Origin of the sequence: Lentzea sp. NPDC042327 (assembly GCF_040647275.1) — a bacterium.
In the GTDB taxonomy this organism is placed as follows: domain Bacteria; phylum Actinomycetota; class Actinomycetes; order Mycobacteriales; family Pseudonocardiaceae; genus Lentzea.
On the sequence record NZ_JBEZBX010000002.1, the window covers coordinates 106,740 to 120,615 of the forward strand.

Genomic DNA, 13,876 nt, shown 5'->3' on the forward strand with positions numbered 1-13,876 from the left:
CCAGAGGAGACCTCTCCGTGTACGACGGCGACATCGCATCCGTGCTCATCACCGAGCAGGAGATCAGCGACAAGGTCACCGAACTCGCCAAGCAGGTCGCTGACGATCACCCAGAAGGTGACTCCGACCTCGTGCTGATCACCGTTCTCAAGGGAGCGGTGATGTTCATGGCGGACCTTGCCCGCGCGCTGCCCGTCCCGGTGCAGCTGGAGTTCATGGCCGTGAGCTCCTACGGCTCGTCCACCTCGTCGTCCGGCGTGGTGCGCATCCTCAAGGACCTCGACCGCGACATCGCCGACCGCAACGTCGTGATCGTCGAGGACATCATCGACTCCGGTCTCACGCTGTCGTGGCTGCTCAAGAACCTCCAGTCGCGCCGCCCGCGCTCGCTCGAGGTGTGCACGCTGCTGCGCAAGCCCGACGCGGTCAAGGTCGAGGTGCCGGTGAAGTACGTCGGTTTCGACATCCCCAACGAGTTCGTCGTCGGCTACGGCCTCGACTACGCGGAGCGCTACCGCGACCTGCCCTACATCGGCACGCTGGACCCGAAGGTCTACTCCAGCTGAGCCGCAACGCACGCGGGGAGCCTTCGTACTCGTCTGGAGTACGAAAGCTCCCCGCGTGCGTTCAGCGGCTCAGCAGTTCGGGCGGCAGCGGCGCTGGGAGACGGCGTCCAGCAGCACGCCGCGGATGTCCTCGGGGTTGGGTGCCTGGTACGCCTTGCCGCCGGTCGCGGCCGCGATGGCCCGCAGCGCGTCCATGTCGGCCTCCTGGCCGAGCCCGACCATGATGATCGGCACCGGGCGCGCGGGGTCCGACTCGCGCTTCAGGGTCTCGATGAGCGAGGCCGTGCTGATGGACGAGATGTCGTCGTTGCGGCCGTCGGTCATCAGGACCACGGAGTTGACCTTCGACGGGTCGTAGCCCGCCAGCACGTGGCGGAACGCGGCGAGGGTGGTGTCGTTCAACGCCGTGCCGCCGCCGACCAGGCCGTTCAGCTGCGAGGCCCCGGCCTCCAGGCGTTTGCGGCGGGCGACGCCCTGCAGCGGTTCGCCGAGCGGGCCGACGGGGACCAGCTCGATCCAGTCCTGCGGCGGCTTCTTGTCCGTCGAGAACGCCCACAGGCCGATCTGCGTGGTGTCGGGCAGCATCGACAGCGCCGTCATCGACGCCTCGGTCGCCGCCTCCACGCGGGTCTTGCCGTTGGGACCTTTCTCGATCATCGAGCCGGACACGTCGACCACGGTCAGCATGCGCATGTCGAGGCTGATGGCGCCCCACGTGCGCAGCAGCTCGGAGACCTGGTCGGCGCCCGGCGTCTCGATCAGCTTCACGTCACCGGCCTGCACGCCCTCGACCTGCGTCGACCACTTCGCCGGCGCGGCACCGGAGGTGGTGCGGAAGCCGGCCTCGCCGAAGCGCTTGACCGTCTCCGCGGAGCGCAGCACCCGCTCGAACTCGGCGGCGGCCTCGCCGGTGCCGTCCTGCTCGTTCTGCCGCGACACGCGCACCAGCGGGTAGTCGAACGACAGCGTGCCCTCCCGGGGCGGTGCGCCCAGGACGGCGTTCTTCTTCACGGTGCGGTTGTTCGCGACGACCGACTGCTCGGTCGCGGCGAACAGCGGTGCCTTCTCGGCGTCGGTGGTGACCTTGCCGAACGCGTCGCGCACCGACGGGATGGCGGTGCGGCCCACCCTCAGCAGGGTGCTGACCAGCTCCGGCTTCGGCGTGCCGTCGGCGTTGCCGAGCAGGGTGCGGATGACGAAGAGGGTCGCGAGGCCCTCCGACGTCATCGTGGGGTCGCTCATCGAGACGGTGACCTTCGGGTCGATCACCTTGGTCCAGGAGACCGGGGAGATCGGGTAGCCGATCTTGCCCATCGTCGTCTCCGAACCGGCCACCACCAGCGGAGAGGACGCCAGCGAGGGCTTGATGTCCAGCTTCGGGGCCTCGGGACCGGTCTCGGCCGACTGGCGCTGGGCCTCGGCCGCCCACATCGAGGAGTCGGGAATCCACAGGGAGTGCGGGTTGATCTGCGCGGTCGGCAGCTCGTGCGCCACGTCGGCCGCGTTGCGCGACTCGACCTGGACCTGCACGCACCGGCCGTTCACGACCGGCTGGGACCGCTGGTAGTCCTGTGCGGCCGCGTTCACCACGTCGAGGGCCGCGGGCGTGACGGCGATCTTGAGCGGCAGGGCGCCCGCGCAGTCGGGGCCGCTGGTCACGCGCAGTGCCACGACCGTGACGCCGGCCGCCGCGATCACACCGAGCAGGGCGCCCACGGGGAGGGCGACCCTCCGGAACAACCCGGGGGACGTATGGCGAGCTGACATACGGTTACTTACCTTCGGTCACGTGTTCACTCTTTCGAGTGGCGGGGGAACACTCGGGGGATGCATGAGGATGACATGTGACCCCTAAACGTAATGAGATGGCGTGACCTGCGTCACTCGTCTGGTCGGCCGCACTTGTTCCGGGTGAACCAAACAGCGTGAACATGCGTGGCAGCGGTCACGCGCGGGAACCCAGCGGCGGGCAAGACCGTTGGTTGTCCAGTACCCGACCAGCGGGCGGTAGGCTGGTCGGACGCGGTATGTGGGTCTTCCACTGCCCGACGCGCAAGTCAGGGAGGGTCGAGGCCGCCCGCCGGCCGTAAGTGCATGGACCGCAAGCGCCTGCTTCGCAACCCGCTGCTGTGGATCGCTGCGGTGTTGCTGCTCTACTTCGTCTTCACCGTGCTCTTCGACGACTCACGGGGCTACCACCAGGTCAAGACGTCTCAGGCACTGCAACAGGTGCGTGAGGGCAACGTCAAGGAAGCCACGATCGAGGACAAGGAGCAGCGTCTCCGGCTGACCCTCAAGGACGGCTCGACGTTCGAGAACAGCAACCGCCTGATCACGCAGTTCCCGGCGAGCTCGACGGACGAGATCTTCACCATCCTCGACCAGGCCGGCAACAAGCCCGTGGTGGAGACCAAGGTCAGCCAGGAGTCCATCCTGATGCAGATCTTGATCTACCTGGTGCCACTGGGTCTGCTGCTGCTCCTCCTGATGTGGATGATGAACAACGCCCAGGGCGGCGGGAACCGCGTCCTGAACTTCGGCAAGTCCAAGGCCAAGCAGCTCTCCAAGGACATGCCGAAGACGACGTTCGCGGACGTCGCCGGCGCCCAGGAGGCCGTCGAGGAGCTCGAGGAGATCAAGGACTTCCTCCAGAACCCCGGCCGCTACCAGGCGCTGGGCGCCAAGATCCCCAAGGGCGTGCTGCTCTACGGCCCGCCGGGAACCGGCAAGACGCTGCTCGCACGGGCCGTCGCCGGTGAGGCGGGCGTCCCGTTCTACTCGATCTCCGGTTCGGACTTCGTCGAGATGTTCGTCGGTGTCGGTGCCTCGCGTGTGCGCGACCTGTTCGAGCAGGCCAAGCAGAACGCGCCGTGCATCATCTTCGTCGACGAGATCGACGCGGTGGGCCGCCACCGCGGTGCCGGTCTCGGCGGCGGGCACGACGAGCGCGAGCAGACCCTGAACCAGCTGCTCGTCGAGATGGACGGCTTCGACTCGCGCGGCGGGATCATCCTGATCGCGGCGACGAACCGCCCCGACATCCTCGACCCCGCCCTGCTGCGCCCCGGTCGCTTCGACCGCCAGATCCCGGTCTCCGCGCCGGACCTGAAGGGCCGCAAGCAGATCCTGCGGGTCCACTCCAAGGGCAAGCCGCTCGCCGACGACGCCGACCTCGACGGGCTCGCGAAGCGCACCGTCGGGTTCTCCGGCGCCGACCTGGCGAACGTGATCAACGAGGCGGCACTGCTCACCGCGCGCCAGAACGGCACCACCATCACCGGTGCCGCGCTGGAGGAGTCCGTCGACCGCGTGATCGGCGGTCCGGCCCGCAAGAGCCGGATCATCTCCGAGAAGGAGAAGAAGATCACCGCGTACCACGAGGCCGGGCACGCCCTGGCCGCGTGGGCCATGCCGGACATCGACCCGGTCTACAAGGTCACGATCCTCGCCCGCGGCCGCACGGGTGGCCACACCCTCTCGGTGCCGGAAGAGGACAAGGACCTGATGACCAGGTCCGAGATGATCGCGCGGCTGGTGTTCGCACTGGGTGGCCGCTCCGCGGAGGAGCTCGTCTTCCACGAGCCCACGACGGGTGCGTCCAACGACATCGAGCAGGCGACGAAGATCGCCCGCGCGATGGTCACCGAGTACGGCATGAGCGCGAAGCTCGGCGCCGTGAAGTACGGGCAGGAGCAGGGCGAGCCGTTCCTCGGGCGCTCGGCCGGCCGCCAGGCGGACTACTCGCTGGAGGTCGCGCACGAGATCGACGAGGAGGTGCGCAAGCTCATCGAGGCCGCGCACACCGAGGCGTACGAGGTGCTCAACACCTACCGCGACGTCCTCGACGACCTCACGCTCGAACTGATCGACAAGGAGACCCTGCACCAGAAGGACCTGGAGCGGATCTTCGCCCGCGTCGAGAAGCGGCCGCGCATCACCCAGTTCAACGACTTCGGTGACCGCACGCCGTCCGACATCCCGCCGGTCAAGACCCCCGGCGAGCTCGCCAAGGAACGCGGCGAGCCGTGGCCGCCGGTCGTCGAGGACGTCATCGAGGAGGAGCTGCAGCAGGAGGAGCCCGCCGCTGCGGCGCCGACCGAGGAACTGCCCTCGCCGAACGGTGCCAACGGTGCGAACGGCGTGCACCAGCCGGGTCAGCCGGCCGGGTCGGGCCCGCCGCACTACGGCGCCCCGCCCGGGTGGACACCGGCGACCGTCCCCGGCCAGCCGCACAACGTCTGGGAGCCGCGCAAGCCGCAGCCAGACCAGGACGAGCGGCAGTGACCGAGCACCACCGGCTCGACGCAGACGCCGGCCTCACCCACGACGGGGAGGCCGGCGTCTCCGCGCGGCGGGCCTTCGACCAGGCCCGTGCCGAGGCCGCGGTGCGTGAGCTGCTGATCGCGTGCGGTGAGGACCCGGAGCGCGAAGGCCTCCGCGAGACCCCCGCTCGGGTGGCGCGTGCCTACCGGGAGTTGTTCGCCGGGCTCTACACCGACGCGGACAGCGTGCTCGCGAAGACGTTCGACGAGAGCCACGAGGAGCTCGTCCTCGTCACGGACATCCCGATGTTCAGCTTCTGCGAGCACCACCTGCTGCCGTTCCACGGCGTCGCGCACGTCGGGTACATCCCGAACGAGCACGGCCGCGTGACCGGGCTGTCGAAGCTCGCCCGGCTCGTCGACCTCTACTCGAAGCGCCCGCAGGTGCAGGAGCGGCTGACCTCGCAGGTCGCGGACGCGTTGGTGCGCAAGCTCGAACCGCGCGGCGTGATCGTGGTCGTCGAGGCCGAGCACCTGTGCATGGGCATGCGCGGTGTGCGCAAGCCCGGCTCGCGCACGACGACGTCGGCGGTGCGCGGGCTGCTGCGCACGTCGGCCTCGACCCGCGCGGAGGCGATCGAGCTGATCAGGGGCCGGTTGCGGTGAGCGGTCTGCCCCGCCCGGACCGATGTGTCGTGATGGGCGTCCTCAACGTCACGCCCGACTCGTTCTCCGACGGCGGCCGCTACCTCGACCGCTCGGACGCGGTGAAGCACGGGGTCGCGCTGCACCAGCGCGGCGCCGACCTCGTCGACGTCGGCGGCGAGTCGACCCGGCCGGGCGCCGCGCGCGTCGAGCCGGCCGAGGAGATCGCCCGCGTGGTGCCGGTGATCCGGTCGCTCGTCGCGGAGGGCGTGCCGGTCAGCGTGGACACGATGTGGGCCTCCGTCGCCTCGGCGGCGCTGGAGGCGGGCGCCTCGATCGTCAACGACGTCTCCGGCGGCCTGGCCGACCCGGAGATGGTCGAGGTCGTCGCCGACGCTGGAGTGCCGTACGTGCTGATGCACTGGCGTGGGCACAGCACGGAGATGGACTCGTTGGCGCGCTACGACGACGTGGTCACCGACGTGCGCTCGGAACTGCTTGAGCGCGTGGAGGCGGCGTTGGCGGCGGGTGTCGCCGAGTCGTCGATCGTGCTCGACCCCGGTCTCGGGTTCGCGAAGCTCGGCGACCACAACTGGGAGCTGCTGCACCGCCTCGACGAGCTGGTGGACCTGGGGTTCCCGGTGCTGGTGGGCGCGTCGCGCAAGCGGTTCCTCGGCACGTTGCTGGACAACCGCCCGCCGGACGGCAGGGAGGACGCGACCGCGGCGGTGTCCGCGCTGGCCGCGTTCAACGGGGCGTGGGGAGTGCGGGTGCACGACGTCGACCGGACGCTGGACGCGGTCGCCGTCGCCGGAGCGTGGAGGCGGGGACATGGCTGACCGGATCGCGTTGACGGGCCTGCGGGTCCGCGGCAACCACGGCGTCTTCGAGCACGAGAAGCGCGAGGGCCAGGAGTTCGTCGTCGACATCACGCTGTGGCTCGACCTCAGCACGGCGTCGAGGACCGACGACCTCAAGGAGACCTACCACTACGGCGAGCTCGCCGAGATGGCCGCGGCGATCGTCGGCGGCGAGCCGCACGACCTCATCGAGACGGTCGCCGGCAAGATCGCCGACGCCGCGATGACCGACACCCGGCTGCACGCGGTCGAGGTGACGGTGCACAAGCCGTCCGCGCCGATCCCGCTGACCTTCGACGACGTGTCGGTGACGATCCGCAGGTCACGCCGGCTCGCCGCGCCGCTCAAGAAAGACGCGCAATGACCCGCGCGGTCCTGTCGATCGGCTCGAACCTGGGCGACCGGTTCGCGTTCCTCAGGTCGGTGGTGGACGGCCTGCGCGAGCACGTCGTCGCGGTGTCGCCGGTGTACGAGACGGCCGCGTGGGGCGTGGAGGACCAGCCGGACTTCCTCAACGCCGTCGTGGTCGTCGAGGCGGACGACGTCGACGAGTGGGGCTGGCTGCGCCGCGGCCAGGCGCTGGAGAACGCCGCGGGGCGCGTGCGGGAGCAGCGCTGGGGACCGCGCACGCTCGACGTGGACGTGGTCACGGTGGACGGCGTGACCTCCGGCCACCCGGACCTCCTCCTGCCGCACCCCGGCGCGTTCGAACGCGCCACGGTCCTCGTGCCGTGGCTCGACGTCGAACCCGGCGCGGTGCTGCCGGGGCACGGACCCGTTGCGGCGCTGGAGTTCTCGACCGAGGGCGTGCGCCGCCGCGACGACCTGGTGCTGACTTCCGGTTGGATGGACGCGTGAGGTTCACCCGTCCCCGCGACCTGGCGACCGTCGTGGTCATCGCCGGTCTGCTGGCGCACCTGTTCCTGCGACTCGCCTACGACACCCTGCCGCCGCTGCCGCGCGCGGCCGGGTCGACGTTGCTCGCGCTCGCCGCCGTCGAGGTGTGGTTCGCGTTCTCGCTGCGGGCCCGGATCGAACGCCGCCAGGGCGCGCGCCCGGTCCAGCCGCTCACCGCCGCCCGCGCGGTCGCGCTGGCGAAGGCGTCCTCGGTCCTCGGCGCGTTGATGTTCGGCGTCTGGACCGCCTTGCTGATCTACGTGATCCCCGTCCAGGACTCGTTCGCCGCTGCCGGGAATGACCTGTTCGCGGCGGTTGTCGGGATGGTCAGCGCGGCCGCTCTGACCGCTGCGGCGCTGTGGCTGGAGCACTGCTGCAAGACGCCGACGGAGGGTTCCGGGAACGATTAGACACCGGTGCGCAGGTCTCAGTCGGATAACTAGGCGGTACCGTAGTGCGCATGACCGGACGCGGCGCGTCGATCGACGACGAGCAAGAAGATCACGGTCGTGGCTCCGGGCGGTTGCTGTTGGTCGCAGCGCTGGCGCTCGCCCTCGTGGCCGCGGCGGTGCTCGTCCTGAGCGACAGCGCCCGGATGCTGCGCCTCGCCGTGGTGGCCGCGCTGTGGGCCGCACTGGTCGGTGCGTTCCTCGCGGCCAAGTACCGCAAGCAGGTCAGCGAGCGCGACGACGAGGTGGCCGACCTCCAGAGCGTGTACGAGCTGGAGCTCGAACGCGAGGTGGCCGCCCGCCGCGAGTACGAGCTGGAGATCGAGGCCGAGACCCGCAAGCGGATCGAGGAGGAGTCGCGCGCCGACATCGAGGCGCTGCGCGCGGACCTCAGGGCGTTGCGGGAGAACCTCGAAGGCCTGCTGGGCGGTGGTGACGTCCTGGTCGAGCGCGTGGCGTTGCGCGCGGAGTCGACCCGCCTGCGCGCGCTGGCCGGTGACGGTTCCCGGCTGAGCTCCGGTTCGGAGAAGCGGATCATCAACGCGATCAACGCCGCCAAGCCCGCGGTGACCGCGTCGGCGGAGAAGCCGTCGGAGCGCACCGAGCTGATCGAACGCGTGGCGCACGACGCCAAGGTCCAGCCGCCGCGCCGCGAACCCGCCCGCCCGGAACCGGCCAGGCCGGAGCCCACCCGCACCTCGCCGCGCCCGCAGCCGGCCGCCGCCCGCCGTGAGCCGGCCAAGGCCGTGAAGCAGGAAGCCGGCCGCTCGGCCCCGCAACGCGCCGGCAGCGCCGCCGCCGCGGTGTCGGCCCGGCTCGGCGCCCAGCAGCAGCCCCCCAAGCCGACCGCGCAGCCGGTCCAGCGCACCGAACGGGTGCCGCGCCCCCAGCCGCAGCCGGCCCAGGCGCAGGCGCAGCGCACGGAAGCGTTGCAGCGCCCGGAGAAGCCGCCGGTGAAGAAGACCCCCGCCGCGGAGCCGCGCACCCCGGAGGCACCGCGGTCGCGGGTCGCCGAGCGCACCGAGATCGTCGACCCGAAGTCGCTGACCGGCCGCCGCCGCGCCGACGAACGCGCACCCGAGCAGGACAGCGGCTCGTGGGAGACGCTGCAGCCGGACGAGCCGCCGAGCGGCAAGCGCCGCGCGGCGTCCGCGTCCGCCTCCGCGTCCGCCTCCGCCTCCGAGGAGTCCTCCGCGTCGCTCCCGCCGGCACGTGGTCAGTCCAGCCGTCGCACGGCCTCCGAGGACTCGTTCGTGTCGCTGCCGCCGGTGACCCGGCGCGGACCGGAGGAGCCGGCCACCCGCACGCCGGCGCCGACGGGTCGTCGTGCCGCCGAGGAGTCGTCCGCGCGGCTGCCCGCGGTGGCCACGGGCCGTCGTGCCGCGTCCGAGGAGTCGTCGGCCAGCCTGCCCGCGGTCTCCGGTGGCCGCAGGGCCGCGCCGGAGGACCCGTCGGGAGCGCACGCCGACGGCAAGTCGGTCAGCGAGCTGCTGGCGTCACTCGGCGGCGGGGACGCCCCGCGCCGCCGCCGTCGCCGCGACGACTAGGCAGGTCGCCGGAACCGCCGTGCCAGGGCCGTCTACTTGTCGATGTCCCCGACGATCACGGCGAACGAGCTCAGCACGGCCGGCAGGTCGTCGACCGACGTGCCCGGCAGCAGCGCGGACAGCGCCTGGACGTTGTTGAACGACGGCGTGCGCAGCTTGAGCCGCCACGGTGTCTTCTCGCCGCGGGACGACAGGTGCACGCCGGACGTGCCCAGCGGCGCCTCGACGCGGGTGTAGACCGAACCCTCCGGTGCCTTGATCGCCTTGGGCAGCCGCAGGTTCACCGGTCCGGCCGGCAGTGCGTCCAGGCAGGACCGCGCCAGCCGCAGGGAGAGCCGCACCTCGTCGAGCAGGCACCGCACGCGCGCCGCGGCGTCGCCCTCGGTGCGCACCACCGGCGTGACCGCCAGCGAGCGGTACGCGGGCAGCGGGTCGTCGCGGCGCAGGTCGAGGTCGACCCCGCTGGCCCGGCCGATCGGCCCGGTCACGCCGTACTGCAGCGCGTCGGCGAGCGGCAGGACGCCGAGTCCCTCCAGCGCGGAGAGGTCGACCTCCAGGTCCTCCACTGTGGACAGGAAGTCGGCCACCCTGCCGGTCCAGCCGGCCGGCACGTCCTCGCGCAGGCCGCCGATCCGGTTGAACATGAAGTGGATGCGCCCGCCCGACGCCTCCTCCATCAACGCCTGCACGCCCTCGCGGTACGCGGCAGCAGCCGGGCACAACGGCGTCAGGAACACCATGTGCGCCATCAGCCTGTTGAGCTCGCACAACAACACGCGCAGCCATTGGGCTCGTGCGGGGACGTCCATTCCGGTCATCCGCTCCACGGCCAGCGCGACCGCGAGCTCGTTGCAGAACGCCGACAGCCAGTCGTGCCGGTTCGCGAGCGTGAGGACCTGGCGGTAGTCGCGGACCTCGAACAGCTTCTCGGCGCCGCGGTGCAGGTGGCCGACGAGCGGGGTCGCGGCGGTGATCACCAGGTCCGGCGTGACCGTGAGCCGCAACCGGTAGGCGCCGTGGGCGGACGGGTGCAGTGGGCCCAGGTCGACCACGCGGTCCACGCCCAGGTACTGCGCGCCCGCGCCGACGCCGACGGTGATCTGCTCGCTCACACCGGCAATGGTTTCACGACCGCGTGACCGCGAAGAGGAAGCACCCGTGCGACAGGCTGCGCACCTGCACCGCCTCGACCGAGGGAGTGTTCAGCAGCCCCTCCACCGCGCTGTCGAACCCGCCCGGCTCGACCAGGACACCGTCCTCGATCTGCCCGGCCGCGTTGTACGCCCGCAGCACCCGGGAGTTGTTCAGCAACCCGGCGGGCAGCCGGTCCGGCGCAGCGCCGCCGGGGCAGTCGACGTGCGTGAAGACCGGCCCGACCTCCTCGTACGGGCCCTTGCCCGCGGCGGGGGAGTAGCGGAACAGCCAGACCGGCTCGTCCGGCGCCGACTTGCGCAGGCAGCACCGCAGCGGAACGCCGGGTTCGGAGGCGCGGTACTCGCGGCCGGGATCGGACAGGGCAGCTGCTGGGGCGACGGTGTGGATTCGCATTCCCGCAACGATCGTCGTCAGACGTCGGCGGTGCTGGCGGGTATCGGACGCCAGGGCGGCAGTTCCGGCAGCAGGTCCGCCACCGCGACACCGCGGCCGTGCAGCAGCCACCCGAACGCGCCCAGCCCCGCCGGGTCGCGCAGCTCCGCGATCCGGCCCGCCCGCGCCACCGACTCCAGCCACTCCCAGCCCGACCCGGTGACCTCACCGGTCAGCCCCAGTGCGGCAAGCGCGTCCCGTTGCGACACCAGCACCCGGTCACCGCCGGCCGCCTCCGCGCACGCGTCGAGCGCCACGTGCGCGGTGATGTCGCAGGAGCCGTCGAACACCGGTGGCACCTGCCGGCCGGCGCGGTAACCCGTCAGCGTGAACCGGCGGGACGACACCAGGTGCCCGTAGTCGACCGCCAGCGCCGCACCGCGCACCCGCGAGACCGCCGCGGCCCAGGCGGCGTCGCGGGGCGCCCCGACCTCCGCCTGCTCACCGTCGGCCAACGGCCACCACCGCGCGATCCACGGGTCGTCGCTCGGCCCGGTCACCACGGGGCACGGGATCGCGTCCAGCCACTCGTGCCCGACCAGCAACCCGGTGCACGACGGCACCTCCGCCGTCCACCGCACCCCCGGCAGCTCCACCGGCGGACCGAGCTCGACCGCCGTCACCCGCAGCCGCGCGGCCAGCGACCCGGCCGCCAGCCGCCGGACGGCGAACGCGAGCTCGCCGCCGCCCGCACCGACGTCCACGAAGTCCACGACCGGGGGAAATCCGAGCGCCGCGTCCACGCGTGCGAGCAGCACCAGCAGCGCCTCCGCCAGCTCCGGCCCGACCAGCACAGACGTGCGGAAGTGCGCGGACGGCTTCTCACCGCGGGTGAAGAAGCCATCGGGGCCGTACAGCGCGGCGTGCCAAGCGGCTTCCGGATCGAACACCGGACAAGTGTGCATCTAAGGTCATTTCTCGTGAACGACGCCGACCTCTCGCCGACGCCGGGCCGCAAGCGCATCGAACAGCGCCGCTGGACCGTCCTGTTCCCCGTCGTCGGGCTGATCGCCCTGGCCGCGGCGGGTCTCGTGCTGTTCGCGCTCGGGTCGACGAGCATCGGGCTGGAGCCGATCCTCGTCGGTGCCGCCGCCGCGCTGATCCCGGTCGCGTTCGTGGTCAGCGCGTTCCTGTGGATCGACCGGTGGGAGCCGGAACCGGCGAAGATGCTGCTCTTCGCGTTCTTCTGGGGCGCGTGCGGCGCGACGATCAGCTCGCTGGTGTTCAACCAGACCTCGCGCGTGGTCGGCGACATCCTCACCCACGGCGGTGGCGGCGACTTCACGCTGCTCATCGGCGCGCCGGTGGTGGAGGAGGCGACCAAGGCGGCCTTCCTGATCGCCGTCTACCTGCGGCGCAGGCACGAGTTCGACGGCGTCGTCGACGGCATGGTCTACGCGGGCATCACCGCGGCGGGCTTCGCGTTCACCGAGAACATCTGGTACTTCGGCCGGATCTTCGCCCAGCAGGGCTTCGGCGACCTGGAGGGCGGTGTGGTCGCGCTGTTCCTGCTGCGCGGCGTGCTCTCGCCGTTCGCGCACCCGCTGTTCACGTCGATGACCGGCATCGGCGTCGGCATCGCGGCGAGCTCCAGCAGGGCCGCGACCCGCGTCGTCGCGCCGATCGCCGGGTACCTGGCCGCGGTCGGCCTGCACGCGGGCTGGAACGCGATGACCAAGGTCGAGACCGGGTCGGCGTTCATCAACCTGTACTTCCTGGTCATGGTGCCGCTGTTCGCGGGCGCGGTCGCGATCGTCGTGTGGCAGCGCCGCCGGGAGCAGCGGATCGTGGCGGGCCAGCTCGCGGCGATGGCGCAGAACCGGTGGATCGCGAACAGCGAGGTCGCGTTGCTGGCGAGTCTCAACGGCCGCAGGAACTGGCTGCGGGCGGTCAAGCGCAAGTCCGGTGACGCCGCGGCCAGGTCCGTGCGGAACTACCAGGTGGCCGTCACGGAGCTGGCGTTCCTGCGGCACCGCATCGAGCAGGGCACCGCCGGACAGAGCGCCGAGAGCCGGCACGGCGTGCTGCTCGACACGCTGCACGCGGCCAGGTCCGCCGCCCGCGGGTGAGTCCGGTCACCGCCCGGCCACGCGCCGGGACGTGCGGGATTACCCTCGGCGGCGTCGTCTGGTACCCGAACCGGGACTGGAACGTCAGAAGGAGTTAGTCGCATGGACGCGACCCCTCGTCCGGCCAGGCTCGCCGTCGGCGTCATCTCGGCCGGCCGGGTCGGCTCGGTGCTGGGCGCCGCGCTGGCCAGGACCGGTCACGTGGTCGTCGGCGCCGCCGCCGTCTCCCGGGCCTCCCTCGCCCGCGCGGAGGAGCTGCTGCCCGGCGTCGCCATCGCCGACCCCACCGAGGTCGCTCAGCGCGCCGACCTGGTGCTGCTGGCCGTCCCGGACGACGAGCTGGCGGGCTTGGTGCGCGGACTGGTCGCCACCGGCTCGTTGCGCGCGGGGCAGATCGTCGTGCACACCAGCGGCGCCCAGGGCGTGGCCGTGCTCGAACCCGCCGCCGAGCTGGGCGCGCTGACGCTCGCGCTGCACCCCGTCATGACCTTCACCGGCCGGTCGGAGGACCTCCAGCGGATGAGCTCGGCGTGCGTCGGCGTGACCGCTGCGGACGGCGACGAGGTGGCGTGGAGCGTCGGCGAGGCGCTGGTCGTGGAGATGGACGCCGAACCGGTGCGCGTGCCGGAGGCCGTCCGCCCGCTCTACCACGCCGCGCTGGCCCACGGCGCGAACCACCTGATCACGCTGGTCCGCGACGCCGCGGACCTGCTCACCAACGCGGGCGTCGCCAACGCCGAGCGCCTGCTCGGGCCGTTGCTGTCGGCCGCGCTCGACAACTCGCTGCGCCACGGCGACCGGGCCCTCACCGGTCCGGTCGCCCGCGGCGACACAGGTACCTTGCGCAAGCACCTCACCGTGCTGGCCGAGCAGGCACCCGACACCCTGCCCAGCTACCGCGTGCTCGCCCGGCGCACCGCCGAGCGGGCCGAACGCTCCGGGCTGCTCAAGCCCGACGCGGCCGACGACGTTCGCACCACTCTCGAGGACTGAC

General features: G+C 71.8%; 14 protein-coding genes. 10 read left to right on the forward strand and 4 right to left on the reverse strand.

The annotated features are described in order from the left end of the window. The first annotated feature begins 17 nt into the window (after positions 1–17). Positions 18–566 carry a hypoxanthine phosphoribosyltransferase gene (gene hpt / locus AB0A63_RS04285; protein ID WP_030472607.1) on the forward strand — a complete coding sequence of 183 codons (549 nt, stop codon included), beginning with the start codon at positions 18–20 and terminating at the stop codon, positions 564–566. 69 nt (positions 567–635) lie between these two features. Here the strand turns inward: hpt and AB0A63_RS04290 are convergent, their stop codons facing one another. After that, complete coding sequence (locus AB0A63_RS04290; RefSeq protein ID WP_360385200.1) at positions 636–2,282, reverse strand: substrate-binding domain-containing protein; 1,647 nt, start codon at positions 2,280–2,282, stop codon at positions 636–638. Positions 2,283–2,660: 378 nt separating this feature from the next. Between AB0A63_RS04290 and ftsH the strand changes: the two genes are divergently transcribed. The 7 genes from ftsH to AB0A63_RS04325 are packed head-to-tail and all read left to right on the forward strand — an operon-like array spanning position 2,661 to position 9,226. Further along, positions 2,661–4,850: an ATP-dependent zinc metalloprotease FtsH gene (ftsH, locus tag AB0A63_RS04295; RefSeq protein WP_360385202.1), complete on the forward strand. Its 2,190-nt coding sequence runs from the start codon at positions 2,661–2,663 to the stop codon at positions 4,848–4,850. Beyond that, complete coding sequence (gene folE / locus AB0A63_RS04300) at positions 4,847–5,494, forward strand: GTP cyclohydrolase I FolE (RefSeq protein ID WP_360385204.1); 648 nt, start codon at positions 4,847–4,849, stop codon at positions 5,492–5,494. The genes ftsH and folE overlap by 4 nt, the downstream gene beginning before the upstream one ends. Before the next feature lie 32 nt (positions 5,495–5,526). Continuing rightward, a complete protein-coding gene (gene folP / locus AB0A63_RS04305) occupies positions 5,527–6,312 on the forward strand; it encodes a dihydropteroate synthase (protein ID WP_360385206.1) in 786 nt (261 codons plus the stop codon). Beyond that, the gene (folB, locus tag AB0A63_RS04310; protein WP_360385208.1) at positions 6,305–6,697 is read left to right on the forward strand and encodes a dihydroneopterin aldolase; all 393 of its coding nucleotides are present in this window, start codon (positions 6,305–6,307) and stop codon (positions 6,695–6,697) included. Before folP ends, folB begins: the two co-directional genes overlap by 8 nt. Continuing rightward, positions 6,694–7,191, forward strand: a complete 498-nt coding sequence (gene folK / locus AB0A63_RS04315) for a 2-amino-4-hydroxy-6-hydroxymethyldihydropteridine diphosphokinase (RefSeq protein ID WP_360385210.1) — start codon at positions 6,694–6,696, stop codon at positions 7,189–7,191. Before folB ends, folK begins: the two co-directional genes overlap by 4 nt. Beyond that, complete coding sequence (locus AB0A63_RS04320; protein WP_360385212.1) at positions 7,188–7,640, forward strand: DUF3180 domain-containing protein; 453 nt, start codon at positions 7,188–7,190, stop codon at positions 7,638–7,640. Before folK ends, AB0A63_RS04320 begins: the two co-directional genes overlap by 4 nt. 50 nt (positions 7,641–7,690) lie before the next feature. Beyond that, complete coding sequence (locus AB0A63_RS04325; protein WP_360385214.1) at positions 7,691–9,226, forward strand: DUF6779 domain-containing protein; 1,536 nt, start codon at positions 7,691–7,693, stop codon at positions 9,224–9,226. A gap of 32 nt (positions 9,227–9,258) precedes the next feature. Here the strand turns inward: AB0A63_RS04325 and AB0A63_RS04330 are convergent, their stop codons facing one another. Genes AB0A63_RS04330 through AB0A63_RS04340 form a run of 3 tightly spaced genes read right to left on the reverse strand, consistent with a single transcriptional unit; the run spans position 9,259 to position 11,703 of the window. Further along, on the reverse strand, positions 9,259–10,338 hold the full coding sequence (locus AB0A63_RS04330; RefSeq protein WP_360385216.1) for an NADH-quinone oxidoreductase subunit D: 1,080 nt from the start codon (positions 10,336–10,338) through the stop codon (positions 9,259–9,261). 13 nt (positions 10,339–10,351) lie between these two features. Next, positions 10,352–10,774 (reverse strand): DUF1203 domain-containing protein, encoded by a 423-nt coding sequence (locus AB0A63_RS04335; RefSeq protein ID WP_360385218.1) that lies wholly within the window; start codon positions 10,772–10,774, stop codon positions 10,352–10,354. A 17-nt stretch (positions 10,775–10,791) separates the two neighbouring features. Then, positions 10,792–11,703 carry an SAM-dependent methyltransferase gene (locus tag AB0A63_RS04340; RefSeq protein ID WP_360385220.1) on the reverse strand — a complete coding sequence of 304 codons (912 nt, stop codon included), beginning with the start codon at positions 11,701–11,703 and terminating at the stop codon, positions 10,792–10,794. Between the two features lie 30 nt (positions 11,704–11,733). Between AB0A63_RS04340 and AB0A63_RS04345 the strand changes: the two genes are divergently transcribed. Further along, the gene (locus tag AB0A63_RS04345; RefSeq protein ID WP_360385222.1) at positions 11,734–12,882 is read left to right on the forward strand and encodes a PrsW family intramembrane metalloprotease; all 1,149 of its coding nucleotides are present in this window, start codon (positions 11,734–11,736) and stop codon (positions 12,880–12,882) included. A 102-nt stretch (positions 12,883–12,984) separates the two neighbouring features. Next, on the forward strand, positions 12,985–13,875 hold the full coding sequence (locus AB0A63_RS04350; protein WP_360385224.1) for a DUF2520 domain-containing protein: 891 nt from the start codon (positions 12,985–12,987) through the stop codon (positions 13,873–13,875). Position 13,876 lies beyond the last annotated feature (1 nt).

What these genes read in the sequence shown, in the direction of transcription:
- ftsH (WP_360385202.1), top strand. Translation starts at nt 2,661, where the DNA reads ATGGACCGCAAGCGCCTGCTTCGCAACCCGCTGCTGTGGATCGCTGCG.
- folP (WP_360385206.1), top strand. Translation starts at nt 5,527, where the DNA reads ATGGGCGTCCTCAACGTCACGCCCGACTCGTTCTCCGACGGCGGCCGC.
- folB (WP_360385208.1), top strand. Translation starts at nt 6,305, where the DNA reads ATGGCTGACCGGATCGCGTTGACGGGCCTGCGGGTCCGCGGCAACCAC.
- folK (WP_360385210.1), top strand. Translation starts at nt 6,694, where the DNA reads ATGACCCGCGCGGTCCTGTCGATCGGCTCGAACCTGGGCGACCGGTTC.
- AB0A63_RS04325 (WP_360385214.1), top strand. Translation starts at nt 7,691, where the DNA reads ATGACCGGACGCGGCGCGTCGATCGACGACGAGCAAGAAGATCACGGT.
- AB0A63_RS04335 (WP_360385218.1), bottom strand. Translation starts at nt 10,774, where the DNA reads ATGCGAATCCACACCGTCGCCCCAGCAGCTGCCCTGTCCGATCCCGGC.
- AB0A63_RS04350 (WP_360385224.1), top strand. Translation starts at nt 12,985, where the DNA reads ATGGACGCGACCCCTCGTCCGGCCAGGCTCGCCGTCGGCGTCATCTCG.